The 23,470-nt window shown below is 77.7% G+C and carries 24 protein-coding genes and 1 riboswitch; of the genes, 13 read left to right on the forward strand and 11 right to left on the reverse strand.

Annotated elements, in window-relative coordinates; all coding sequences use genetic code 11:
- Positions 1 to 343 precede the first annotated feature (343 nt).
- The 4 genes from LO771_RS04250 to LO771_RS04265 form a co-directional block, all read right to left on the reverse strand.
- Complete coding sequence (locus LO771_RS04250; RefSeq protein ID WP_230648212.1) at positions 344 to 730, reverse strand: DUF3040 domain-containing protein; 387 nt, start codon at positions 728 to 730, stop codon at positions 344 to 346.
- A 522-nt stretch (positions 731 to 1,252) separates the two neighbouring features.
- Positions 1,253 to 2,005: a methyltransferase domain-containing protein gene (locus LO771_RS04255; RefSeq protein WP_230648213.1), complete on the reverse strand. Its 753-nt coding sequence runs from the start codon at positions 2,003 to 2,005 to the stop codon at positions 1,253 to 1,255.
- Between the two features lie 231 nt (positions 2,006 to 2,236).
- On the reverse strand, positions 2,237 to 2,944 hold the full coding sequence (locus LO771_RS04260) for an SAV_6107 family HEPN domain-containing protein (protein WP_308188831.1): 708 nt from the start codon (positions 2,942 to 2,944) through the stop codon (positions 2,237 to 2,239).
- 15 nt (positions 2,945 to 2,959) lie between these two features.
- Entirely contained in the window at positions 2,960 to 3,307 is a 348-nt protein-coding gene (locus tag LO771_RS04265) for a DUF6504 family protein (RefSeq protein ID WP_230648214.1), read from the reverse strand.
- Positions 3,308 to 3,618: 311 nt separating this feature from the next.
- On the opposite strand from LO771_RS04265, the gene LO771_RS04270 reads away from it, so the two are divergent.
- From LO771_RS04270 to LO771_RS04290, 5 genes are all read left to right on the forward strand, one after another.
- On the forward strand, positions 3,619 to 4,479 hold the full coding sequence (locus LO771_RS04270; protein ID WP_230648215.1) for an ATP-binding cassette domain-containing protein: 861 nt from the start codon (positions 3,619 to 3,621) through the stop codon (positions 4,477 to 4,479).
- Positions 4,466 to 6,736 carry a YhgE/Pip domain-containing protein gene (locus LO771_RS04275; RefSeq protein ID WP_230648216.1) on the forward strand — a complete coding sequence of 757 codons (2,271 nt, stop codon included), beginning with the start codon at positions 4,466 to 4,468 and terminating at the stop codon, positions 6,734 to 6,736. Before LO771_RS04270 ends, LO771_RS04275 begins: the two co-directional genes overlap by 14 nt.
- A 47-nt stretch (positions 6,737 to 6,783) precedes the next feature.
- Positions 6,784 to 7,374 (forward strand): TetR/AcrR family transcriptional regulator, encoded by a 591-nt coding sequence (locus tag LO771_RS04280; RefSeq protein WP_230648217.1) that lies wholly within the window; start codon positions 6,784 to 6,786, stop codon positions 7,372 to 7,374.
- Between the two features lie 480 nt (positions 7,375 to 7,854).
- Complete coding sequence (locus LO771_RS04285; RefSeq protein WP_230648218.1) at positions 7,855 to 8,481, forward strand: DUF4126 domain-containing protein; 627 nt, start codon at positions 7,855 to 7,857, stop codon at positions 8,479 to 8,481.
- A gap of 11 nt (positions 8,482 to 8,492) precedes the next feature.
- The gene (locus LO771_RS04290; RefSeq protein WP_230648219.1) at positions 8,493 to 9,986 is read left to right on the forward strand and encodes an NAD(P)/FAD-dependent oxidoreductase; all 1,494 of its coding nucleotides are present in this window, start codon (positions 8,493 to 8,495) and stop codon (positions 9,984 to 9,986) included.
- Between the two features lie 48 nt (positions 9,987 to 10,034).
- On the opposite strand, the gene LO771_RS04295 is transcribed toward LO771_RS04290, so the two are convergent.
- Both LO771_RS04295 and metF read right to left on the reverse strand, forming a co-directional pair.
- Complete coding sequence (locus LO771_RS04295; RefSeq protein ID WP_230648220.1) at positions 10,035 to 10,988, reverse strand: hypothetical protein; 954 nt, start codon at positions 10,986 to 10,988, stop codon at positions 10,035 to 10,037.
- Positions 10,989 to 11,148: 160 nt separating this feature from the next.
- Positions 11,149 to 12,069: a methylenetetrahydrofolate reductase [NAD(P)H] gene (gene metF, locus LO771_RS04300; protein WP_230648221.1), complete on the reverse strand. Its 921-nt coding sequence runs from the start codon at positions 12,067 to 12,069 to the stop codon at positions 11,149 to 11,151.
- A gap of 138 nt (positions 12,070 to 12,207) precedes the next feature.
- Here metF and LO771_RS04305 point away from each other — a divergent pair, with 138 nt between their 5' ends.
- Entirely contained in the window at positions 12,208 to 13,335 is a 1,128-nt protein-coding gene (locus tag LO771_RS04305) for a polyprenyl synthetase family protein (protein ID WP_230648222.1), read from the forward strand.
- Positions 13,336 to 13,608: 273 nt separating this feature from the next.
- Here LO771_RS04305 and thiE read toward each other — a convergent pair whose 3' ends face one another.
- The 3 genes from thiE to LO771_RS04320 all read right to left on the reverse strand — a co-directional run bounded on the left by thiE (position 13,609) and on the right by LO771_RS04320 (position 15,971).
- Entirely contained in the window at positions 13,609 to 14,274 is a 666-nt protein-coding gene (thiE, locus tag LO771_RS04310; protein WP_230648223.1) for a thiamine phosphate synthase, read from the reverse strand.
- A gap of 4 nt (positions 14,275 to 14,278) precedes the next feature.
- A complete protein-coding gene (locus LO771_RS04315) occupies positions 14,279 to 14,644 on the reverse strand; it encodes an Rv2175c family DNA-binding protein (RefSeq protein WP_230648224.1) in 366 nt (121 codons plus the stop codon).
- Positions 14,645 to 14,759: 115 nt separating this feature from the next.
- Positions 14,760 to 15,971, reverse strand: coding sequence for an NAD(P)/FAD-dependent oxidoreductase (locus LO771_RS04320; RefSeq protein WP_230648225.1), 1,212 nt, complete (start codon positions 15,969 to 15,971; stop codon positions 14,760 to 14,762).
- Between the two features lie 72 nt (positions 15,972 to 16,043).
- Here LO771_RS04320 and LO771_RS04325 point away from each other — a divergent pair, with 72 nt between their 5' ends.
- The 6 genes from LO771_RS04325 to LO771_RS04350 all read left to right on the forward strand — a co-directional run bounded on the left by LO771_RS04325 (position 16,044) and on the right by LO771_RS04350 (position 21,735).
- Positions 16,044 to 16,493: an SHOCT domain-containing protein gene (locus LO771_RS04325; protein WP_230648226.1), complete on the forward strand. Its 450-nt coding sequence runs from the start codon at positions 16,044 to 16,046 to the stop codon at positions 16,491 to 16,493.
- A 64-nt stretch (positions 16,494 to 16,557) separates the two neighbouring features.
- Positions 16,558 to 16,651, forward strand: a riboswitch (TPP riboswitch).
- A gap of 7 nt (positions 16,652 to 16,658) precedes the next feature.
- A complete protein-coding gene (thiO, locus tag LO771_RS04330; RefSeq protein ID WP_230648227.1) occupies positions 16,659 to 17,834 on the forward strand; it encodes a glycine oxidase ThiO in 1,176 nt (391 codons plus the stop codon).
- On the forward strand, positions 17,831 to 18,061 hold the full coding sequence (gene thiS / locus LO771_RS04335; RefSeq protein WP_230648228.1) for a sulfur carrier protein ThiS: 231 nt from the start codon (positions 17,831 to 17,833) through the stop codon (positions 18,059 to 18,061). The genes thiO and thiS overlap by 4 nt, the downstream gene beginning before the upstream one ends.
- 3 nt (positions 18,062 to 18,064) lie before the next feature.
- Entirely contained in the window at positions 18,065 to 18,862 is a 798-nt protein-coding gene (locus tag LO771_RS04340; RefSeq protein WP_230648229.1) for a thiazole synthase, read from the forward strand.
- Between the two features lie 137 nt (positions 18,863 to 18,999).
- A complete protein-coding gene (pknB, locus tag LO771_RS04345) occupies positions 19,000 to 21,021 on the forward strand; it encodes a Stk1 family PASTA domain-containing Ser/Thr kinase (RefSeq protein ID WP_230648230.1) in 2,022 nt (673 codons plus the stop codon).
- 123 nt (positions 21,022 to 21,144) lie between these two features.
- Positions 21,145 to 21,735 (forward strand): GNAT family N-acetyltransferase, encoded by a 591-nt coding sequence (locus tag LO771_RS04350; RefSeq protein ID WP_230648231.1) that lies wholly within the window; start codon positions 21,145 to 21,147, stop codon positions 21,733 to 21,735.
- Positions 21,736 to 21,780: 45 nt separating this feature from the next.
- Here the strand turns inward: LO771_RS04350 and LO771_RS04355 are convergent, their stop codons facing one another.
- On the reverse strand, positions 21,781 to 22,422 hold the full coding sequence (locus LO771_RS04355) for a sulfite oxidase-like oxidoreductase (RefSeq protein ID WP_230648232.1): 642 nt from the start codon (positions 22,420 to 22,422) through the stop codon (positions 21,781 to 21,783).
- Between the two features lie 274 nt (positions 22,423 to 22,696).
- Between LO771_RS04355 and bfr the strand changes: the two genes are divergently transcribed.
- The gene (bfr, locus tag LO771_RS04360; protein ID WP_230648372.1) at positions 22,697 to 23,176 is read left to right on the forward strand and encodes a bacterioferritin; all 480 of its coding nucleotides are present in this window, start codon (positions 22,697 to 22,699) and stop codon (positions 23,174 to 23,176) included.
- A 41-nt stretch (positions 23,177 to 23,217) separates the two neighbouring features.
- Here bfr and LO771_RS04365 read toward each other — a convergent pair whose 3' ends face one another.
- The gene (locus LO771_RS04365) at positions 23,218 to 23,469 is read right to left on the reverse strand and encodes a bacterioferritin-associated ferredoxin (RefSeq protein WP_230648233.1); all 252 of its coding nucleotides are present in this window, start codon (positions 23,467 to 23,469) and stop codon (positions 23,218 to 23,220) included.
- Position 23,470 lies beyond the last annotated feature (1 nt).

Consider the following 23,470-nt stretch of genomic DNA (forward strand, 5'->3'; position numbering starts at 1 on the left):
GCCGTGGCCCCGGCGGGCGGCGAGCGGGCTGCCGGCGCCGGACGGACGGGGGCGCGGCCGGGGACGGGTGCCCGGGCCACCCCTCCGGGCGGCGGCCGGGCCGTCCGGCCGGGGGCCGTGCCCCGCTCCGGCGGGGCGGGCCGGGATGCGGACCGGTGGCGGTGCAGGCCACCAGGGGCAGGGCGCCGTCACCGGCGGGGACCAGGACGAGGACGGGGACGGAGACGGGGATGGGGGGGCGGCCGGGCCGCCGAGGACCGGCCGCGCACGAGGGCGGCGGGCGGACAGTGCCCCTGTCCGCCCGCCGCCCGCCCCGTGCCGCCGCGCCCCGGAGGCGCGGCCCTCAGGGGCCCTGCTGCTCGTCCCGGCGCCGCTGCCAGCGCTGTTCGATGCGGTCCATCATCCCCGCCCTGCGGCGCGGGGCGGGTGCGGAGCGGGGACCCCGGTCGCCGAGTCCGCGCGGTGCGCGCCTCCACCCGGTGACGGCGAGGACGGCACACCCCAGCATGACCAGGAAGCCGACCACACTGACCGGCACGATCTTGGCGACCATGCCCCCCATCAGGAGGCCGACCCCGACCACGAACCCGGCGGCGGCCAGGTAGACGCGCCGGCGGGTGTAGGTGCGCAGTCCGGTTCCCTCAAGCGCTGTCGCGAACTTGGGATCTTCGGCGTACAGCGCTCGCTCCATCTGCTCGAGCAGTCGCTGCTCGTGCTCCGAGAGCGGCACGGAGTCCTCCTACTCGTCGGTCGCGGGGGCGACCGTCGCCACCCCGGCGGGGGTAGCGAGTCCCTTCAGGATAGGCAGGGAGGCGACTCCCCGGAACCCAGCCCGATGCAGACGGACACAGCGCGGTTCCGGACGGTTGCGACTCCGCCATGCCATCCGGGCCCTGATGTGGTCCATATGCCCCATGCGCCTGGCTGCCATGCTTCGTTGCTTTACCCAGATCATACGGTTCGGCGCCCTGTCGTGGTGGGGTCACCCGAAGGTGCGTTGGACCACTCCCGGGCGGCGACCCGCCGTCCCTCCAACGGCGGAAGGGGGCGGGGAGTGCCCGCCGGGCCGTCCCGCGGGTCCGGCGGCCGCCCGTCGCCTCCGCACCGGGGGGCGGACGGACACGGGTGGACGCGGTCCGGCGGCCGGCCGGAGCGGGGCGGCCAGGGCGGTGGCGCGGGGCGGAAGGACGCGGGGCGGCCAGGCCGGTGGCACGGGGCGGCCCGGCGGGCGCGAGGGTCGGGCGGAGGGGGGTCAGGCGAGCTCGGCGAGGAGGTGGAGCTGGGTGGCGACCGCGTGGAAGGCGGGCTGCCGGGCGGCGGCCTCCTCCAGCCTGAGCAGCGACTCCAGGGCGCCGGGCTCGCTGTCCACCAGCACGCCGGGGACCAGGTCCGCGAAGACCCGGATGCCGTGCACCGCGAGCACGTGCAGCCCCGCGCCGCCGGCCAGGCCCCGGAGCTCGTCGGCGGTGAAGCGGCGCGGCACGGGGTCGCCGGCGCCCCAGCGGCCCGTCTCGTCCTCCAGCGCGTGGCGCGCCTCCGCGAAGTGGCCCGCCAGGGCGCGGGCGAGGACGGCCCCGTCCCGGTTGGCGGCGAGCAGGCTGGCCAGGCCGCCCTTGCGCAGGACCGCCGCGAGGCCGGACAACGCGTCGGCCGGGTCGTCCACGACCTCCAGGACGCCGTGGCAGAGCACCGCGTCGACACTGCCGGGCTCGACCAGGTCGGCCAGGGTCTGGGTGTCGCCCTGCACGGCGCGGACCAGGTCGGTGACGCCGGCCTCGGCGGCGCGGCGCTCCAGGGCGAACAGGGCGTCGGGGCTCGGGTCGACCACGGTGACGCGGTGGCCGAGGCGGGCGACGGGCACGGCGAAGTTGCCGGTGCCGCCGCCGGTGTCCAGGACGTCGAGCACCGGCCGGTCCTGCTCCGCGGCCCGGCGGTCGAGGGCCTCGCTGAGCACCTCCCAGACCACGGCGGTGCGCAGGGAGCTGCGGGGACGCGTCGGGTACACGGAGGGACTCCTCAGGCACGGCGGGACGGGACCGGACGGGACCACCTTAGAGCGTGGACCCGGGGCGCGGCGCACCGGCGCGGCCCGACGGCCGGGACCCCGGCGGACGACAGGTCGGCAGCCCGCCCGGCGCCGGGACGTCCGGTCAGGAGCCGTGCGGCCAGGAGGGATCGGGTCAGGAGGGGTCGGGTCAGGGGGTCGGGTCAGGGGGTCGGGCCCGGGGGCGCCCGTTCAGCCGGTCCGGGGCATCGGCGGCGCCGGGTCGTCCCCCGCCCCGCCGCGGGCGTCCGGGTCGCCCACGTCACCGGGGGCACCCGCGTCGCCGAGCGGGAGGGTCGGGTCGAGGTCCGGCCGCAGGGAGAGCAGCCGCTCGACGATCCGCAGGAAGAGCGCGGTGTTGCGGACCAGGTCGTCGGCGTCGCGCAGGGTGGCGGCCCCCTGGATGCCCGCCTCGGCGGCGGCGCGGCGGCGCGCGCCCGCGGCGAAGTACACCGCCCACTCCGCGAGTTCGGGGGCGACCTCGGGGAGGACGTCCCAGGCGCTGCGGATGGCCTTGCGCCTCCGGGGGCTCTTCTCCGGGCGGCCCCGCACGGCCAGGACGGCGGCGGAGGTCCGCAGCGCCGCGAGGTGGGCGGCGGCGTAGCGCTCCAGCGGGTCCTCCAGGGAGCGGGCCCCGTCGAGCGTGCGGTGGGCGTGCGCGAGCAGGTCGAGGGCGGCGGGCGGCGCGGCGGCGCGGCGCAGCACCGGGTGGACGTCGGAGGGCGGGCGGTGGGGGGAGCCCCGGTGGCCGGCCGGCGCGCCGCCGGGCCCGCCCCACGGGTGCCCGGCCGGTCCGCCGAGCGGGCCCGGCCCCGCGGCCTGGGCCTGGACGGGCAGGGTGCCCTGGACGGGTCCGCCGCCCAGGCGGATGACACGGGCGTCGCCGCCGGTGGTCGCCATCTGCTCCAGCCCCCTTCAGTCGGCGGTCCGGGTGAGGGTCCATCGGCCGGCGGGGTCGAGGCTGAGGTCGTAGACCCCGGCGGCGAAGGCCCGGCCGGGGCTCGCCTCGACCCGCCACACCTCGCGCCCGGTCCGCTCGGCGCGGATCCGGCCCGCCGCCGCGGGCGGGGGCGCCTCGGCCACCGGCCGGGAGCGGCCGGCCGCGGGCGCGGCGGACCGCCGGGCGCCCTCCGGCCGGGGCACGCCCTCCCGCCAGTGGCCGAGCACCTCGCGGACCGCGTAGACCCGGTCGTGCCAGAGGAAGTGGGTGGGCCTGTCGCCGGTGCCCCGGACCTCGACGGGGTCCGGGTGACGCCTGGTCATGGTGCCTCCTGGCTGTTCCTCGTGCCGACGGTCCGGGCCGCGGGTGCGCCGCCCGGGGACGCCCCGCACCCTCGGTCGAAAACCCGTTCGAACGCCTTCAAGGTAACCCCGTGGTCGGACACCACGTCAACGCCACCCCCTCCGCCCGCCGTACGGGCCCGAACGGCCCGCACGTCCCATGGTGGACGCCGCCACTGACAATCCGGCCGGAGCGCGGGGGGTGCGGGAGCTCACACCGGGGGCGCACATGGGCCGTACGGACCCGGGCTAGTATTTAAACTGACCAGTCAGTGCAAAAGGGGGAACGACAGATGACCGACCCCGGATCGGGCGCGGCCGTCACGGCGCGGGCCCTGTCCCTGCGCGGTCCGCGCGGCTGGGTGTACCGGGACGTGGACCTCGCCGCCGGGCCCGGCACCCTGGCCGCCGTCGAGGGGCCCGCCGGCTCCGGCCGCACCTCGCTCCTGCTCACCCTGGCCGGGCGCATGCGCCCCACCGGCGGCGAGGCCGCCGTGGACGGGCTGGAGCTGCCCCGGCAGGCGGCGCGCGTGCGGCGGATCGCGGCCCTCGGGCACATGCCCGGCGTCAACCAGCCGGACCCGGCGCTCACCGTGGGCGAGCACCTGCGCGAGCGGCGGCTGCTGCACGCGCCGGTCCTCTCCCTGCTGGGCCGCGGCCGCGACCGGCAGGTGTCCGACGCCCTGGCCCGGGCGGGACTGGCCGTGGACGGGCTGCCGCGCGGTGCGCGCACCCCCGTCCGCGACCTCGACGCCCTGCAGCTGCTGCGGCTGACCGTCGGCCTCGCGCTGGCCGGACGGCCCCGGCTGCTGTGCGTGGACGACACCGACGACCGGCTGCACGCAGGGGACCGCGAGGCCGTCTGGCGGCTGCTCCGCTCCGTCGCCGAGGACGGGGTCACCGTCCTGGCCGCCACCACCGACGCCGCCGCGGCCGGCGGCCTGGCCGGCCTGGTGGTGCGCCTGCCGGGCGGCCCCGCCGACGACGCCCCGGACGCTCCGCGGGACCGTCCGGGCGACGACGCCTGTCCGGCGGGCGGCGGGGACCGCCGGGGACGAGGCGGTCGCAGCGGCGACGGCACCGGCAGCACCGGCGGCGAGGGCCGCCGGGACGACGACGAGAACGAGGGGGAAGCCGCGGATGCGCGCGTTTAGCCTGGCCCGCCTGGAGCTGCGGAGGTTCGCCCGCGGGCGCCTCCCCCGGGCCGCGATGGCGGCCCTGCTGCTGCTCCCCCTGCTCTACGGCGCCCTGTACCTCTGGTCGTTCTGGGACCCGTACGGACGCCTGGACCGGCTGCCCGTCGCCCTGGTCGTCCAGGACCGGCCCGCCACCGTCCACGGCACCCGGATCGACGCGGGCCGGCAGCTGGCCGGGGAGCTGGAGCGGCGCCGCGTCTTCGACTGGCGGGAGACCACCCCGCAGGAGGCCGCGTCGGGCGTCGCCTCCGGGAAGTACTACCTGTCCCTGACGGTCCCGCAGGACTTCAGCCGGAACATCGGCTCCAGCGACAGCGACCACCCCGAGCGCGGCGCCCTGCAGGTGCGCACGGACGACGCGAACAACTACATCGTCGGCCAGATCTCCCGCTCCGTCTTCACCGAGGTCCGAGCCGCGGCCTCCGCGAAGGCGTCCGCGGGCTTCTACGACCGGATCTTCGTCGCCTTCTCCGACCTGCACGACCGGACGGCGCAGGCGGCCGGGGGCGCCGACCGGGTCCGCTCCGGCGCCGACCGGGCCCACCGGGGGGCGGGCGAACTGGCCGACGGCGCCGACCGGGCCGAGAGCGGCGCCGGGGCGCTCGCCTCCGGCGCGGACCGGGCGCAGCAGGGAGCGGGCGCGCTCGCCGACGGCCTCGCCCGGGCCCGGAAGGGCAGCAGCGCCCTCGCCGACGGACTGTCCGGCCTCGACCGCGGCGCGGCGCAGCTCGCCGCGGGCAGCCGCGAGGCCGCCGCCGGCACCCAGCGCCTCGCCGACGCGGTCGACCCGCTCGCCGCGGACGTCTCGCCGCTGCTCCACGGCCACCCGGAGGAGATCGCCGCCTCGGCCCGGCTGGTCGCCGACGCCGCGCACGCGATCTCCGCCGACCTGGGGAGGCTGCCCGCCGCCTCCGCCGAGGCGCTCGCCGACGCACGGTCGGCCGCCGCCCGGATGGACGCCGTGTACGCCGCGCAGTGCCCCGGCGGCTCCCCCGCCGCGCCCCCGGGCCCCTCCGGTGCGGCGGCCGACTGCGCCGCCCTGGGGCGGGCCGACCGGGCCGCCCGCCAGGTGGTGGACGCCGCCGAGCGGGTCGACGCGGCGGTGCGGCGGGCGGGCCCGCGGCTCGACGGCCTGGCGGCGGACGCCGCCCGGGTCGAGCGGCTCGCCCGGCAGCTCTCCCGGCCCGGCCTCGCCCGCGACGTCGACCGGGCGGTCGCCGACGTCCACCGCCTGAACGCGGGCGTGCACCGGCTCGCCGCCGGATCCGCCGAGCTCAGCGACGGCACCGGCCGGGCCCTCGGCGGCGCCCGCGCCCTGGACTCCGGCCTCGGCCGGCTCGCCGACGGCGCCCGGTCGCTCAGCGGCGGCCTGTACCGGCTCTCCGACGGCGCCCGGAGCCTCGACTCCGGGCTGGGGGCCCTCGCCGACGGCGCCGACCGGCTCGACTCCGGGCTCGGGCGGCTCACGGACGGCGCCGGCACCCTGGCGGACGGCCTCCACGACGGCGCCGCGAGGATCCCCGACCACGACCGGGCGCAGCGGGACGCCCGCGCCGCGGCGATGAGCGACCCGGTGCAGCTGGCGAGGAACGAGCTGCACCGGGCGCCCAACTACGGCACCGGCTTCGCGCCCTACTTCATCCCGCTCGCCCTCTGGGTCGGCGCCATGGTCGCGTACATGCTGCTGCGGCCGCTCAGCCCCCGGGCGCTCGCCGCCAACGCGCCCTCCTGGCGGGTGGCGGCGGCCGGCTGGCTGCCCGCCGCCGGGATCGGCGTGCTCCAGGCCGGGGCGCTGCTGGCGGTGCTGCACTGGGGCGTCGGCCTGCAGATGGAGCGGGGCGCCGGGGTGGCCGCCTACCTGGTCCTCACCGTGCTCTGCTTCACCGCGCTGATGCAGTGGCTGAACGCCCGCTTCGGCCCGGCGGGGCGGCTGCTCGCCCTGGCCCTGCTGATGCTCCAGCTCACCTCGGCCGGCGGCACCTACCCGGTGGAGACCAGCCCCGGGTTCTTCGGCGCCGTGCACCCCTTCCTGCCCATGACGTACGTGGTGCAGGGGCTGCGGCGGCTGATCAGCGGCGGCGGCCTGGCACCGGTGTGGACGGGCTGCGCGGTGCTGGCCGCCTTCTGGGCCGCGGCGCTCGTCCTCACCGCGCTCACCGCACGCCGCCGCCAGGTGTGGTCGGTGTCCCGCCTCCACCCGGAGCTGGCGCTGTGACGGCGGCCGTGGCGGCCGCACGGCCCGCCGGCGGCGAGAATGGCGCCATGAGCACCAGCAGCACGCGGCGCGACGCGACCCGGCAGAAGCTGTACGAGGCGGCGGTGACCCTGATCGCCGAGCAGGGCTTCTCGGGGACGACCGTGGAGGAGATCGCGGACCGCGCCGGGGTCGCCAAGGGCACCGTCTACTACAACTTCGGCAGCAAGACCGAGCTGTTCGAGGGACTGCTGCGGCACGGGGTGGGGCTGCTGACCGACGCGCTGCGGCGGGCGGCGGCGGACCGGCCGCCGGTGGAGGGCCTGGAGGCCATGGTGCGGGCCGGGCTGGAGTTCATCGCCGCCTACCCGTCCTTCGCGCAGCTCTTCGTCGCGGAGACGTGGCGGACCAACCGCGCCTGGCACGACACGCTGCGGCTGCTGCGGGACGAGGCGGTGTCGGTGGTGTCCGGGGTGCTGGACGAGGCCGTGCGGCAGGGCGCGCTGGCGGCGGACCTGGACACCCGGCTGACCGCCTCGGCGCTCTTCGGGATGGTGCTGGTGGTGGCGCTCGACTGGCTGGCCTTCCAGCCGGAGCGCAGCGTGGACGACGTGCACGCGGCCCTGGTGCGGCTGCTGCGGGGCCGCATCCGCGGCTGAGGGCGGCCGGGGGCGGCCCGGGGCGCGTTCGCGGGGCCGCGGGGCGGGCCGTCCCGGCGTCCCCCGGGCCGGCCTCCCCGCGCCGCCCGCCGGGTCCCGCTCCGCCGCCCCGTGTCGGCGGTGCGGGACCCGCGGCCGGCTCCCCCGCGACGGCCGTGCCCGGCCGGTACCGGGGGGAGCACGGCCCCCGTGTCCCCCGTGGCCCGTGCTCCCCGCCGGCCCCCGTACCCGCCGGGCACCGTCCGTCGCGCCCGGGCCGGCGGCGCCTCGCGGCCCGCCGTCCCGGTCCCCACACTCTGCCGTCCGCGCAGGTCGGACGGCATCCGCGCAGATACTCAGAACCGCGGGCGAGTACCTCTGAGTACGCGTACTCAGGTTCCCCGGACGCCGGGCCGGGCGGAACCGGCCGCCCCGGTGCGGACGTCCCCTCCCCTACCCTGTGGAGGGGCCCCGGGACCGCCGGGAACGAGGGAGGCGGACGTGTCGATCGTCCCGATGATCTTCACCAGCGGCTGGGCGAGCGGCATCAACGCCTATGCGGTGGTGCTGCTGCTCGGCCTCTTCGGCCGGTTCGGCGGTGCGGACTCGGTGCCGCCCGCCCTGGAGCGCACGGACGTGCTGGTCGCGGCCGGCGTGCTCTTCCTGTTCGAGGCGGTGGCCGACAAGATCCCGTACGTGGACTCCGCGTGGGACGCCGTCCACACGGTGATCCGCCCGGTGGCGGGCGCCACCGTCGGCGCCCTGATGGCCGGTCACGCCGACGGCTCGCTGGGCGAGGTCGCGGCCGGCGCGGTGGGCGGCACCACCGCCCTGCTCAGCCACCTCACCAAGGCGTCGCTGCGGATGGCGGTGAACACCTCGCCCGAGCCCGCCAGCAACATCGTCGTCAGCACCGCGGAGGACCTCTCCGTCGCCGGGATCGTGACCCTCGCGGTCTTCCACCCCGTGGCGGCCGCCTCGATCGCGGGCGCGCTGCTGCTGGCCGGGCTGCTGCTGGTCTGGTTCGCCGTCTCCCGCATCCGCCGCTTCCTGGAGCGGCGCCGCGAGCGCAGGGCCCTGCGGGCCGCCGCCGCGGGCGCCGCGCAGCCGGCCGCGGGGCGCCGTTAGGATCCTCCTCCATGGCGAGGATCGTGGTCATCGGTGCGGGTATGGGAGGTCTGGCGGCCGCGGCGCGGCTGGCCACGGTGGGCCACCGGGTGCTGGTCTGCGAGGCGTCCGGCACCTACGGCGGCATGGTCGGCCGGTACGCGCGGGACGGCTTCGCCTTCGACACCGGCCCGGCGCTGCTCGCCCTGCCCGCCGTCTACCGCGACCTGGCGCTGAAGACCGGCCGGGAGCGGCTGGAGGACCTGGTGGACCTCGCCCCGGTCGACCCGGAGAGCCGCCACCTGCTGCCCGACGGCACCGAGGTGCTGCTGCCCAACGTCTCCCGCGCCGGGGTGGTGCGGGCGCTCGACGACGCGTTCGGCGCCGGGGCGGGCGAGCGGTGGGGCGCGGTCATGGACCGCGGCCGGCAGGTCTGGGAGGCCACCCGCCGCCCCCTGCTGGAGGAGCCGCTCGCCGACGACCCCCGCCCGCTGCACGCCGACCCCTACCCCGCCGTGCGGCGCGGCCTGGCCCGGCTGCGCCGCGGCCCGTGGACGCTCGCCGACGTGGCCCGCCACGAGCTCGGCGGGCAGCCGGGGCCCGCCGCGCTGCTGGGCGAGTACGCGCTGCGCCACGGCCTGGACCCGCGCCGGGCGCCCGCGAGCACCACCGTGGTGCCCTACATGGAGCAGACCTTCGGCGTGTGGCGGGTCGGCGGCGGCCTGCGGGCCCTGGCCGACGCGGTGCACGCGCGCTGCGAGCAGCGGCGGGTGGAGTTCCTGTACCACGCGCCGGTCTCCGAGGTGGTGGTGGAGGACGGCCGGGCGGCGGGCGTGGAGCTCTCCGACGGCAGCCGCATCGACGCCGACCTGGTGGTCTCCGCGATCGACGTGCGGGCGCTGTACGGGCAGCACCTGGTGCCGTGGGAGCGGCAGGACGCGTGGCCGCCGGTGCCGGCCCCCGCGCCGGGCCGCCTCACGGTGCTGCTGGCGCTGCGCGGCGCCCGCCCGGAGGGGACCGCCCACCGCACGGTCGTGCACGCCGCCGACCCCGCCGACGAGCTCGACGCCCTCTTCTCCGCCTCGCCGCGGCCCTGCGACCGGCCCACCGTGCAGGTGCTGCGGCCCGGCGACCCGGCGCAGGTGCCGGACGGCGCCCACGAGGCCGCCGTGCTGACGGTGACGGTGCCCCGGCACGGGCCGGTGGACTGGACGGCCCCGGGCCTGGCCGACGCGTACGCCGACCGGGTGCTCGCCCACGTGGACGCGGCCGGGCTCGGCCTGGCCGGACGGGTGCTGTGGCGGGTCGTGCGCACCCCAGCGGACACCGAGCGGGAGACCGGCGCCCCGGGCGGCTCGGTGCCCGCGCCGTCGCTGGCGGGGGCGGGCGGCGCCTTCCTCGCGCCGGCGAACCGCTCGCCGCTGCCGGGCCTGCTCCTGGCGGGCGGCTCGGCCCACCCCGGCGGCGGGCTGCCGCGGGCGGGGATGTCGGCGGCGGTGACGGCCGCGCTGGCCGGCACGCCCTGAGAGCGGCGGGACCCGGGCGCGGGGGCCGCCCGGCGCACCGGCGCAGGGCTAGGCGGAGGGCTGCCAGGTGCCGGTCTGCGGCTCGTAGTGGTACTGCTGGTGCTGCTGGGGGTCGCCGCCCTGCTGCGGCACGGTGTACCCGGCGTAGGCCTGCTGCGACCAGTCCGCCTGGGCGTACTGGCCCTGCTGGGCGTAGGCCTGGGCGTACTGGGCCTGCTGGTCGTAGCCGCCCTGGGCGGCCGCCGCGTACGGGTCCTGCTGCGGGTGGCCCGCGTAGGAGGCGTCGTACCAGCCCTGCTGGGCGTAGCCCTGGGCGTACTGGGTCTGCTGGCCGTAGCCGCCCTGGGCGGCCGCCGCGTACGGGTCCTGCTGCGGGTGGCCCGCGTAGGAGGCGTCGTACCAGCCCTGGCCGTCCGCCCCCGCCGCGGCGCCCGGGTCCGCGCCGACGCCCGCGCCCGCGCCCGCGCCCGTGTAGACGCCGTAGCCGTCGGAGTCGTCGTCGTGCAGCGGCTGCATCTCGTAGACCTGCTGCCCGGCGGGCGCCTGCGGCCCGCCGTGGCCCCCGCCGTCGTGGCCCCCGCCGTCGTGGTCCGCGCCGTCGTGGTCGAACCCTGCGGACCCGAACTCGACGGGGCCGACCTCGCCGACCGGCTCGGCCGGCTCCTCCCAGGGCTCCCCGGCCGGCCCGGGGCCGGCGGAGAGGAACGGCAGGCGTCCCAGCGGGCCGGGCAGCGAGCCGTCCGGGCGGTGCAGGGACCAGCCCGCCTCGTAGCCGCGCTTGACGGAGAGCGTGACGAAGGTCTGCCCCACCGCGAAGGCCGCCGCGCCCAGGCCGATCACCGCGACGGAGGCCATCCGCATCCCGCCGACCACGCCGAGGAACCCGGCCAGGGCGGCCGCCCGCCAGACCAGGGGGGCCTTGTACTGGAGCAGCAGCTCGCCGACCAGCCAGAGCGCCACGACCGCGAACGCGGCGTACAGCAGCAGGTACCCGACGCCCATCGAAACCTCCACTCCGCGGTCCGGCACCGCACCGGCCGGCCCCTCCGCGCCGCGCGCGGGTCGAGCGAGCGTACCGCGCCCGCGCGGCGGTGGGGCCGCACCGTGCCGGGTGCGCGCACGGGCTCCGGACGGGCCGGGGCGCCGGGCCGCGCGGCCCGCGTCAGCGGACCCGCTCGTGGAGCCCGAGGCTCTGGTAGATCTCCAGCGTCGCGGTGGAGTGGTTGAGCGTGATGAAGTGCAGGCCGGGCGCGTCCTCGGCCAGCAGGCGCTCCGCCATCCCGGTGGCGTACTCCACGCCGATGGCGCGCACCGCCGCCGGGTCGTCGGCGACGGCCAGGATCCGCTCGGCCAGCGCGGGCGGGAAGTCGGCGTTGCTGAGCTTGGCGAAGAAGTCGATCTGCCGGACGTTGGTGACCGGCATGATCTCCGGGATGATCGGCACGTCGCAGCCCGCGGCGGCGACCCGGTCGCGCAGCCGCAGGTAGTCCTCCACGTGGAAGAACATCTGCGTGATGGCGTAGTCGGCCCCCGCCCGGACCTTGGCGACGAAGTGCCGGACGTCCTCCTCCCAGGTGGCCGACCGGGGGTGCATCTCGGGGAAGGCGGCGACGCCGACGCAGAAGTCGCCCGCGTCCTTGATGAGCTCCACCAGCTCGCTGGCGTAGGAGACGCCCTGCGGGTGGCGGACCCACTCGCCCATCGGGTCGCCGGGCGGGTCGCCGCGCACGGCCAGCACGTTCCGCACGCCCTCGTCGGCGTAGTGGCCGATGATGTTGCGCAGCTCGGCGACCGAGTGGCCGACGGCGGTGAGGTGCGCGACGGGCGTGAGGGTCGTCTCGCCGGCGATCCGGCCGACCATGTCGACGGTGCGGTCGCGGGACTTGCCGCCCGCGCCGTACGTCATGCAGACGAAGTTGGGGGCCAGCGCCTCCAGGCGGCGGATGGCGTCCCACAGCCGGCGCTCGCCCTGCTCGGAGCGCGGCGGCATGAACTCGAAGGAGAACGAGCGGTGCCCCTCCGCCAGCAGCTCGCGGACGGTCACCGCGCGGTCCGTTCTGGTCGAGGGGATGCCGAGTGCCATAAGGGCAGGTTATCCGCGATACGGACGGCCGGGGCACCTCGCGTCCACCCCGTGAGACGCGGCACCGGCCAGGTGATCGCGCGATGCGCGCAGGCGGCCGGTTAGGCTGGCAGCCCCGTCTTCCACCGGAGCCGCATCGTGACCCTGCCCGCCGACGCAGCCGCACTCCTCGACGAGAACGCCGGCAACCCCGTGGACCGGGAGGGGCTGCGCATGCGCGTCAACGACGCACTGGCGGACTTCCTGGACCGCCAGGAGGCGGTGCTCTCCTCCATCTCGCCGCGGCTCTCCGACGCCTCGACGGCGCTGCGCGACTTCCTGCTGGACGGCGGCAAGCGGCTGCGCCCGGCCTTCTGCTACTGGGGCTGGCGCGGCGCGGGCGGCGCGACGGGGTCGGACGGGATCGTCGCGGCCGCCGCCGCGCTGGAGCTGCTGCAGGCGAGCGCGCTGGTCCACGACGACCTGATGGACCGCAGCGACACCCGCCGCGGGCTGCCCTCGGTGCACCGGCGGTTCGAGGCGCTGCACCGCACGAGCGGCTGGCGGGGCGACCGGGGCCAGTTCGGCACGGCCGCCGCCGTGCTGCTGGGCGACATGCTGCTCTGCTGGTGTGACGAATTGTTTCTGCGCTGCGGGCTGGAGCCGTCGGCGGTCCTGGCGGCCAAGCCCGTCTTCGACGTCATGCGCACCGAGGTGATGGCGGGCCAGTACCTGGACGTCCTGGAGCCGGTCGCGGGCGGCTCGATGGGCGAGGGCGCCGCCGAGCGGGCCCTGGCGGTGGTCCGGTACAAGTCGGCGAAGTACTCGGTGGAGCGGCCGCTGCAGGTGGGGGCGCTGCTGGCCGGCGCCGGACCGGAGCTGGTGGAGGCGTACTCGGCGTTCGGCCTGCCGCTGGGCGAGGCCTTCCAGCTGCGCGACGACCAGCTGGGCGTCTTCGGCGACCCGACGGTCACCGGCAAGCCGGCCGGCGACGACCTGCGGGAGGGCAAGCGCACCCTGCTGGTGGCGCTGGCCGTGGAGTCCTCCCCGGCCGCCGACGCCCGCATCCTGGACGACCGGCTGGGCGCCCCCGACCTGGACGGGGACGAGGTGGAGCGGCTGCGCGGGATCATCGCCCGCAGCGGCGCCGCCGAGCAGGTGGAGCGGCGGATCGACGCGCTGCTGGGCCAGGCGCTGGAGGCGCTGGAGGCGGCGCCGCTCGCCGACGGGCCGGCCCGCGACGCGCTGCGCTCGCTGGCGACGGCGGCGACCGTCCGGCGGTACTGAGCGGGACGGGGCGGGGCCGGGCGGGGACAGGGCGGGGACGGACGGACTCCGGGGCCCGGCGGTCCACCGGGAGCGCGGGCCGGGGCGGGCGGCCGGTGCCGCCCGCCCCGGCCGTCCGGTACGGGTCCCACGGGTCCCACGGGTCTGCGGCCCGTCGGACGGCGCGGTCGTGCGCCGCGCCGCCGGGCGGGCCCTGCCGGACGGTCCGGCCACGAGGCCGGGCCGGACGGCCCTTCCGGACGCCCGGTCAGGTGCCCCTGCCGGACGGCCCGGTCAGGCGGTGCGGAGCCTGCGGGCGAGGTCCGCGGCGGCGGCCCCCGGGTCGTCGGCCGCGGTGATCGCCCGGACCACCACGACGCGCTCCGCCCCGGCCTCCAGCACCCGGTCGAGGTTGCCGGCGTCGATGCCGCCGATCGCGAACCACGGCCGGGCCTGGTGCAGCCCCGCCGCGTACTCCACCAGGCCGAGGCCGGGCGCGGGCCGGCCGGGCTTGGTCGGGGTCGGCCACACCGGTCCGGTGCAGAAGTAGTCCACCCCCGGCTCGGCGGCGGCCGCGTCCACCTCCGCCTCGGTGTGGCAGGACCGGCCGACGAGGATGCCGTCGCCGAGGATCGCCCGCGCGTGCCGCACCGGCAGGTCGCCCTGCCCGAGGTGGAGCACGTCGGGGCGGGCGGCGTGGGCGACGTCGGCGCGGTCGTTCACGGCCAGCAGGCGGCCGTGGCGGCGGCAGGCGTCGGCGAGGACCTCCAGGACCTCCAGCTCCTCGGCGGCCTCCAGGGCCTTGTCGCGCAGCTGGACGACGTCCACGCCGCCGGCGAGCACGGCGTCCAGGAACTGCGGCAGGTCGCCCTGCTCCCGCCGGGCGTCGGTGCACAGGTACAGGCGGGCGTCGGCGAGACGGGCCCGCGCCGCGGCGGCGCGGGCCTGCGGTTCGGCCACCGGCTCAGACCGCCATCGCCTGGGCGCGGCGCTTGACCTCGGTGCCGCGGTTCTCGCGCAGTGCCTGGACGGGCGTGCCCGGGAGGGTCGGGTCCTCGGTGAAGAGCCACTCCAGGGCCTCGGCGTCGCTGAACCCGGAGTCCCGCAGGACGGTCAGGGTGCCCAGCAGCCCCTTGACGGGCTTGTCGTCGCCGATGAAGTCGGCGGGGACCTGGAGGGCGTTGTTCTCGCCGCGGCGCACCGCGATGAGGTCGCCCTCCTTCACCATCTGGCGGACGCGGGTGACCTCCACGCCCCACCGCTCGGAGATGTCGGGAAGGTACAGCCAGGCCGGGACAAGGGCCTCAATCTTGGGATCGATCTCGCTCACCCGTCCAGACTGCCATCCGCAGGGCCCGGATGGGTAACTCCGGGCCCCGGCGGTGTCGCGCCGCGCCGCCCCGGCGCGCGGGGGCCGGGGCGGCGCGGGACCGCGGCGGCGGGGCTCAGCGGACGGCGGACTTCAGCGGCACGGCCGGGTCGGCGGCCGCCGCCGGGTCCAGCGGCGTGCCGCGCTCCAGGAGGCGCCGCCCCTGGGCGAGGTCGCGCGGCCGGTCCACGGCCAGCAGGGCGACCGGCACGTCGCCGCGCAGCCACAGCACGGTCCAGGCGGGGTCGTCCGGCGAACCGCGCCACAGCACGCGGTCACCCGACGGGTGGTGCCCGGCGTACTGGACCGTACGGCCGAACTGCTCGGACCAGAAGTACGGCACCGGGTCGTACGGCGGCACGTCGAGGCCGAGCAGGTCGGCGGCGGCGGTGCGGGCGGCCTGCACGGCGTTGTCCCAGTGCTGCACCGTCAGCCGGGCGCCGTAGCGGGCGGAGGGGAAGGAGGCGCAGTCGCCGATCGCGTGCACGCCGGGGAGGGTGGTGCGCAGCCGGTCGTCGGCGAGGACCGCGCCGTCGTCGCCGAGGGCCGCCCCGGAGTCGCCCAGCCAGCCGGTGGCGGGCCGGGCGCCCACGCCGACGACCACGGCGTCGGCGTCCAGGCGGGTGCCGTCGGCCAGGTGGACGGCGCCGGGCTCGACGTCCGCGACGGGCGCGCCGGTCCGCAGGTCGACACCGGCGGCGTCGTACCAGGCGCGGGTGAGACGGCCGATCTCCGCGGGCAGGGCGCCGGACAGCGGTTCGGCGGCGGCCTCCACGACGGTGGCCTCGCAGCCGAGCGCCCGGGCGGCGGTGGCGGTCTCGGCGCCGATCCAGCCGGCGCCGACGACCACGACCCGGGTGCCGGGGCGCAGGGCGGCGCGCAGCGCGAGCGCGTCGTCGACGGTCCGCAGCAGGTGGACCCCGGGCACGCCGAGCGCGCCGGGCAGCGGGGCGGCGGAGGCGCCGGTGGCGGCCACCAGCCGGTCGTAGGGGACGGGTCCGGCGTCGGTGAGGACGGTGCGGTCGGCGCCCTCCAGGCGCAGGGCCCGGCGCCCGGTGAGCAGCTCGACGTCGAGGGCGGCCCAGTCGAGGTCGAGGGTGGAGGAGTCGGCCTTGCCCAGCAGCACGTCCTTGGAGAGCGGCGGCCGGTCGTACGGGGCGTGCGGCTCGTCGCCGAGCAGGGTGACCCTGCCCGTCCAGCCGTGCCCGCGCAGGGCGGCGGCGGTCTGGGCGCCGGCGACGCCCGCGCCGACGATCACGATCCTGTCCTTGCCGGTCGGTTCAGCCATCCGGTCAATCTAACGGCTCAGCGCCGCGGCCCCCGGGGTGCGGGGGCCGGACGGCGGGGTTCCACTCGCACCATGGACGACACGTACCCGCAGGGCGGTCTGCTCCTCACCGCGAGCAGCACGGACTACCCGCTGCTCAACCTCTTCCTGACGATGCTCTGGATCTTCGTCTGGGTGCTCTGGTTCTTCCTGCTGTTCCGAGTGATCACGGACCTGTTCCGCGACCGGTCGCTCAGCGGCTGGGCCAAGGCGGCGTGGCTGATCTTCGTGATCGTGCTGCCGTACCTCGGCGTGCTGGTGTACCTCATCGCGCGCGGGCGCAGCATGGGCGAGCGCGAGGCGGAGCGGATGCAGGAGCAGAAGCAGGCCATGGACGCCTACATCCGCGAGACCGCCGGCGGCGGCGGGGGCGGGGGCGGGGGCAGCAGCGTGGACCAGCTCCACAAGCTGTCCGAGCTCAAGAGCCGCGGCGACCTGACCCAGGAGGAGTACGAGCGGGCCAAGGCGAAGCTGCTGCCCTGAGCCCCGCACCCCGCCCGGGCCGCCCCTCCGGGAGCGCCCCGGGCGGGGATAAGCTGGACCGCGTACACACGGGAGCCCGGCGCACCGGGCTGAGAGGGAGGCTGGCGCGGCCTCCGACCGTCGGAACCTGATCCGGGTCATGCCGGCGAAGGGAGAGTCGCGGCCGTGGCGCGCACACCCACCGACGTGCTGGTCGTCGGCGGCGGGATCATCGGACTGGCCGTCGCCTGGCGGACGGCGCAGCGCGGCCTGTCCACGGCGCTGCTCGACCCCGACCCGGGCCGCGGCGCGGCGCAGGTGGCGGCCGGGATGCTGGCTCCGGTCACCGAGCTGCAGTACGGCGAGGAGCCGCTGCTGCGCCTGGGCACGGCGTCCAACGCCCGGTACGCGGCGTTCGCCGCCGAGCTGGAGGACGCCTCCGGCCTGCCCACCGGCTACCGCGCCTGCGGCACCCTGGCCGTGGCGCTCGACGCCGACGACCGCGCCGAACTGCGCGAGCTGCACGCCTTCCACCGGCGGCTGGGCCTGGAGTCGGACTGGCTGACCGGGCGGGAGGCCCGCCGCCTGGAGCCGATGCTGGCGCCGTCGGTGAGCGGGGGGCTGCTCGCCTCCGACGACCACCAGGTGGACGGCCGCCGGGTCGGCGCCGCCCTGGTGGAGGCCTGCCGGCGCGCCGGCGTGGAGCTGGTGCGGGGCTCCGCGCAGCGGCTCCTCGTGGCGGGGGGCCGGGCGGTCGGGGCCGCCGTCGACGACGGCGGGGAGCTGCACGCCGGACAGGTCGTGCTGGCCGCCGGGAGCCGCAGCCACCTGCTGCCGGGCCTGCCCGAGGGCGTGCTGCCGCCGGTGCGGCCGGTCAAGGGCCAGGTGCTGCGGCTGCGGGTGCCGCCCGTGTACGCGCCGTTCCTCTCCCGCAACGTCCGCGCCGTGGTCCGCGGCCACCACGTCTACCTGGTGCCGCGCGCCGACGGCGAGCTGGTGGTCGGCGCCACCACCGAGGAGATGGGGTACGACACCACGGTCACCGCGGGCGGCGTGTACGAGCTGCTGCGCGACGCGCACGCACTCGTCCCCGGCATCACCGAGCTGCCGCTGGTGGAGACCGGCGCCGGGCTGCGCCCGGGCTCGCCGGACAACGCCCCGCTGCTCGGTCCGACCGCCCTGGACGGGCTGGTCGCCGCCACCGGCCACCACCGCAACGGGGTGCTGCTCACCCCGGTCACCGGCGACCTCGTCGCCGCGTACCTGGCGACCGGCCGGGTGCCGGACCTCGCCGCGCCCTTCCTGCCCACCCGCTTCGCCCGCACCACCCGCACCACCGCCGCCCAGGAGGCCCAGCGATGACCGCACCCGACCGGACCGCCCAGGAGATACCGCTGTCGGTGAACGGCGAGCCGCGCCGCTTCCCGGACGGCGCCACCCTCGCCGACGTCGTGGCGACGCTGAGCGCCGCGCCCTCCGGCGTCGCCGCCGCCGTGAACGAGGCCGTCGTGCCGCGCGGCGCCTGGGGCGGCACGCCGCTGGCCGCCGGCGACCGGGTCGAGATCCTCACCGCCGTGCAGGGGGGCTGAGCCGTGGCCGACGATCCGCTCGTCATCGCCGGGACGCCCTTCTCCTCGCGCCTGATCATGGGCACGGGCGGCGCCCCCAGCCTGGAGGTGCTGGAGCAGGCGCTGCGCGTCTCCGGCACCGAGCTGACCACGGTGGCCCTGCGCCGCGTGGACCCGACCGTCAAGGGCTCGGTCCTGGAGGTGCTGGCCCGCAACTCCATCCGGGTGCTGCCCAACACCGCGGGCTGCTTCACCGCGGGCGAGGCGGTGCTGACCGCCCGGCTGGCGCGGGAGGCGCTCGGCACCGACTGGGTGAAGCTCGAGGTGGTCGCCGACGAGCACACCCTGCTGCCGGACCCGGTGGAGCTGCTGGACGCCGCCGAGACCCTCGTCGACGACGGCTTCACCGTGCTGCCGTACACGAACGACGACCCCGTGCTGGCGCGGCGGCTGGAGGACGTGGGCTGCGCGGCGGTCATGCCGCTGGGCTCGCCGATCGGCTCCGGCCTCGGCATCCGCAACCCGCACAACTTCCAGCTGATCGTGGAGAACGCCGGGGTGCCGGTGATCCTGGACGCGGGCGCGGGCACCGCCTCCGACGCGGCCCTCGCGATGGAGCTGGGCTGCGACGCGGTGATGCTGGCCTCGGCGGTCACCCGGGCCCAGGACCCGGCGCTGATGGCCGACGCCATGCGCCGGGCGGTGGAGGCGGGCCGGCTGGCCCGGCGGGCGGGGCGCATCCCGCGCCGGTTCCACGCGGAGGCGTCCTCGCCGGTCGCGGGCCGCGCCGTCCTGGAGCACCGGGAGACCCCCGCGTTCTGACCCGCCCGCGCGCCCCGCGCCGGGTCCGCCGGCCGGGGCGCGGAGGGGGCGCGCCGCGCCGCCCGGGGTCACCCGCAGGGCTTGCGCGCTGCGCCCTCCGAGGCACCTGCGGCGGCCCCCGCCCGTACACTCCCCTCGTGGACACGACGCTGCACGACCCGCTCATCGGAGCGCTGCTCGACGGCCGCTACCGGGTCGAGCAGCGCCTCGCGGTGGGCGGCATGGCCACGGTCTACCGGGGCACCGACACCCGTCTGGACCGGGTGGTGGCGCTGAAGGTGATGCATCCGGCGCTCGCCGCCGACGCCGCGTTCACCAGCCGCTTCATCCGCGAGGCCAAGGCCGTCGCCCGGCTCTCGCACCCCAACGTCGTCAACGTCTTCGACCAGGGCGCCGACGGCTCCTGCGTCTTCCTGGCCATGGAGTACGTGCCCGGCTGCACCCTGCGCGACGTGCTGCGCGACCGGGGGGCGCTGTCCGTGCGCGCCGCGCTGGACATCCTGGAGCCGGTCCTGGCCGCGCTGGGCGCCGCCCACCGCGCCGGGCTGGTGCACCGGGACGTCAAGCCGGAGAACGTGCTGATCACCGACGCCGGCCTGGTGAAGGTCGCCGACTTCGGGCTCGTCCGCACCGTCGCGGCGGACGCCGGCGGGCCCGCCGGCGCCACCCCGGCGGGCACCGTGATCGGCAGCGTCTCGTACCTCTCCCCCGAGCAGATCCGGCAGCAGCCCGCCGACCCCCGCTCGGACGTGTACGCCTGCGGCATCGTCCTCTACGAGATGCTGACCGGCCGCAAGCCGCACTCCGGCGACTCCCCGACCCAGATCGTCTACCGGCACCTCGGCGAGGACGTCCCGCCGCCGTCCCTCGCCGTGCCCGGCCTGCCGCGCGAGCTGGACGCCGTCGTGGCCGCCGCCACCGCCCGCGACCCGGGGCGCCGCCCGTACGACGCCGTCGAGCTGCTGGCCGTGCTGCAGCGGCTGCGCCGCGACCTGGACCCGGCGCTGCTGGACGCCGAGCCGCCGGCCTCCACCCGCCCGACCCCGCAGTACCCCGCCAACGAGGCCACCGCGATGCTCCCGGCGCTGCCGCCGGACGGGGGACCGCCGTTCGGCGGACCGCTCCCCGGCGGCCGGGCGCCGGGCGGGCCGGTGCCCGGCTCCTCCGCGGCGCCCGAGCACACCAGCGTGCTGGAGCTGCCGTCGGACCTGGTGATGCCGCAGAGCCGGGCGTACGACGAGACGGCGGAGTTCGCCGGGCTCCCCGCCCCCGCGCGCCGCTCCCGGCGCGGACCGGTGACCGTGGCCGTCCTGACCGCGCTGGTGGTGGTCGTGGGCCTGGCGACCTGGCTGCTCTCCGGCGCCCTGTACGCGACCACGCCGAGCGTGCTGGGGATGGACCGGCAGGCGGCCGCCGCGCGGCTGCAGTCGGCGGGGCTGAGCGCCTCCTTCACCGAGGCGTTCTCCGAGACCGTGCCGCGGGGCCAGGTGGTCGAGAGCGACCCCGGTCCGGGCGCGCGCGCCCGCAAGGACCACCCGGTCACCGTCGTGCTCTCCCGGGGGCCCGAGCGGATCGCCGTGCCGACCGTGGCGGGCAGGGCGGTGGACGAGGCCCGCCGGCGGCTCACCGACGCGGGCCTGTCCCCGGGCACCGTCAGCGAGGACTTCAGCGACTCCATCCCGCAGGGGTCGGTGATCCGCACCGACCCGGCGGCCGGCCGGGAGCTGGCCCGGGAGACCCCCGTGTCGCTGGTGGTGAGCAAGGGCCCGGCGCCGCTGCCGGTGCCGCAGGTGGTGGGCGTGCCCGTCGACGAGGCGCAGGCGCAGCTGACCGACGAGGGCTTCACCGTGCGGATCAGCCCCGACCAGGTGTTCTCCGACACGGTGGAGGCGGGGTCGGTCGCCTCCCAGGACCCGGACGACCGGGCGGGCCCCGGCGCCACGGTGACGCTGACGGTCTCCAAGGGCCCGCAGGTCTTCCCGGTGCCGGACGTGCGGGGGCGCTCCGAGGCGGACGCCACCGCGACCCTGCGGGCGGCCGGGTTCCAGGTGCGGGCGCTGCGGCTCAACCCGTTCGGCACGCCCGTGGTGCGCAACCAGAACCCGGGCGGCGGGGACCAGCAACCGAAGGGCGCCACGATCACCATCGTGCTGCTCTGAACCGCGCCGCCCCGGCCCGCCCCGCCTCGGACGGCGCCGCCCTGCACCGGACCGCCCCGGACGGCGCCGCCCCGGCCGGTCCGCCCGGCGGAGCGGCGGGGGCGGTGTGATGGGATGGCCGGCATGCGCGCCGAGCCCGTCGTCACCGCCGTCACCACCTGGTACCTGGAGCAGACCTCCCCGGAGGCGCTGCGGCCGGCCGCCGGGCCCGACGCCGCCGAGGGCCTGTCCGTGGTGCGCGCCGAGCGGACCTACCCGGCCTTCAACCGCTTCCTGTACACCGCCGTGGGCGGCGACTGGTCGTGGACCGACCGGCTGCCCTGGACCCACCGCCAGTGGGAGGAGTACCTGGGCCGCGACGGCACGGAGACCTGGGTGGCCTGGGTGCGCGGCACCCCGGCGGGCTACGTCGAGCTGTCGCCGAGCGGCCCCGGCGAGGTGGAGATCGCCTACTTCGGCCTGGTCGCGGCCTTCCACGGGCGCGGCATCGGGAGCCGCCTGCTCGCCGAGGGCCTCGCCCGCGCGTGGGACCTCGCCGACCGGTGGCCGGCGCTGGGGCCCACCCGGCGGGTGTGGGTGCACACCTGCAGCCTGGACGGCCCGGCCGCGCTGCGGACGTACCGGTCCCGGGGCATGGAGGTGTACGACGTGCGGACGGCGGACGAGGAGGTCCGCCCGGCCCCCGGCCCCTGGCCGGGCGCGCGCGGGGAGTGACGGGCCTGGGGTGACCGGCCGGCGGGCGGGCGGCCGGGCCGGGGGTCAGGTCTCCGGGCCGTCCCCGGGCTGCTCCTGGTAGGAGTAGCGCTGCTCCCGCCAGGGGTCGCCGAGGTTGTGGTAGCCGCGCTCCTCCCAGAAGCCGCGGCGGTCGGCCCGCATGTACTCCACCGCGCGCACCCACTTGGGGCCCTTCCACGCGTACAGGTGCGGCACGACCAGGCGCACCGGGAAGCCGTGCTCCACGGTGAGCGGCTCGCCGCCGCGGTGGGTGGCGAAGAGGGACCGCTCGTCGGCGAAGTCGGCGAGCCGCAGGTTGGAGCTGTAGCCGTACTCGGCCCACACCATCACATGGGTGACGTCGGGGGCGGGCGGCGCCAGCTCCAGCACGGTCCGGGTGGCGACGCCGCCCCACTCGTTGCCGAACATGGTGAAGCGGGTGACGCAGTGCAGGTCGCCGACCACGGTGGTGCGGGGCAGGGCCGAGAACTCCTCGTGGTCCCAGGTGTGCTTCGCGCCCGAGGCGGTGGCGCCGAAGACCTGGAACTCCCAGGTCAGGGGCTTGAAGCGAGGCACGGGGCCGTAGTGCAGGACCGGCCAGCCGCGCTGCGGCCGCTGCCCCGGCGGCAGGCGCGGGTCGGCCTCGCCGGGCCGGGCGCCCTGCTGCTGGTGTTCGGACTGGCCCATGCCCCCATGGTCGCAGAGCGGCGCCCCTGCGCCTCCCCCGACCCCGCCCGCCGGGGGACGCACCCTCCCGCACCCGGGCGAACCCGCTGGCACCGCCGGCCCCGCGGGGGGACGATGCCCTCGGGTGCCGGCGCCCCCGCGGACCGTCCACGCCCCCGGCGCACGGCCCGGCAGTCCCCACCCCGACAGCCCGACCCCGACAGCCCCGACCCGACAGCCCCGACCCGACAGTCCCGACCCGACAGTCCCGACCCTCACAGACGTGGAGCGGCCCATGCAGGGCGACCCCGAGGTCCTCGAGTTCCTCAACGAGCAGCTGACCGCCGAGCTCACCGCGATCAACCAGTACTTCCTGCACGCGAAGATGCAGGAGAGTGCCGGCTGGACGAAGCTCGCCGCGTACACCCGGCACGAGTCGTTCGACGAGATGCGGCACGCCGAGGTCCTCACCGACCGGATCCTGCTCCTCGACGGGCTGCCCAACTACCAGCGGCTCTTCCACGTCCGGGTGGGCCAGACGGTGCGGGAGATGTTCGAGGCGGACCGGCAGGTCGAGGTGGAGGCCATCGACCGGCTGCGGCGCGGGATCGTGGTGATGCGGGCGAAGGACGACGTCACCTCGGCGAACGTCTTCGAGGCGATCCTCGCCGACGAGGAGGAGCACATCGACTACCTGGACACGCAGCTGGAGCTGCTGGAGCGGCTCGGCGAGGCGCTGTACCTGGCCCAGCAGATCGAGCAGCCCGCGACCTGAGGGGCCCGCCGGGCGGCGCCGGCGGCCCGGGGCCCGGACGGTCAGGCCGCCTCGGCGGTCCCGTCGCCGGGGCCGCCGGGCGCGGCGGCGAGGCCGAGGCGGGCGGCGAGGCGGGGGGTGGGGCAGGGTCGGGCGCCGTGCTGCCCGAGGAGGGCCTGGATGCGGCGGACGCAGGAGCCGCAGTCGGTGCCGGCCCGGCAGCCCCTGGCGACCTGGCGGGGGGTGGCCGCGCCCCGGTCGATCTCCTCGCGGACCCGCTGCTCGGTGACCGCGTGGCAGCTGCAGACGTACATG

This window comes from Streptacidiphilus sp. ASG 303, from assembly GCF_020991365.1.
Lineage (GTDB): Bacteria > Actinomycetota > Actinomycetes > Streptomycetales > Streptomycetaceae > Peterkaempfera.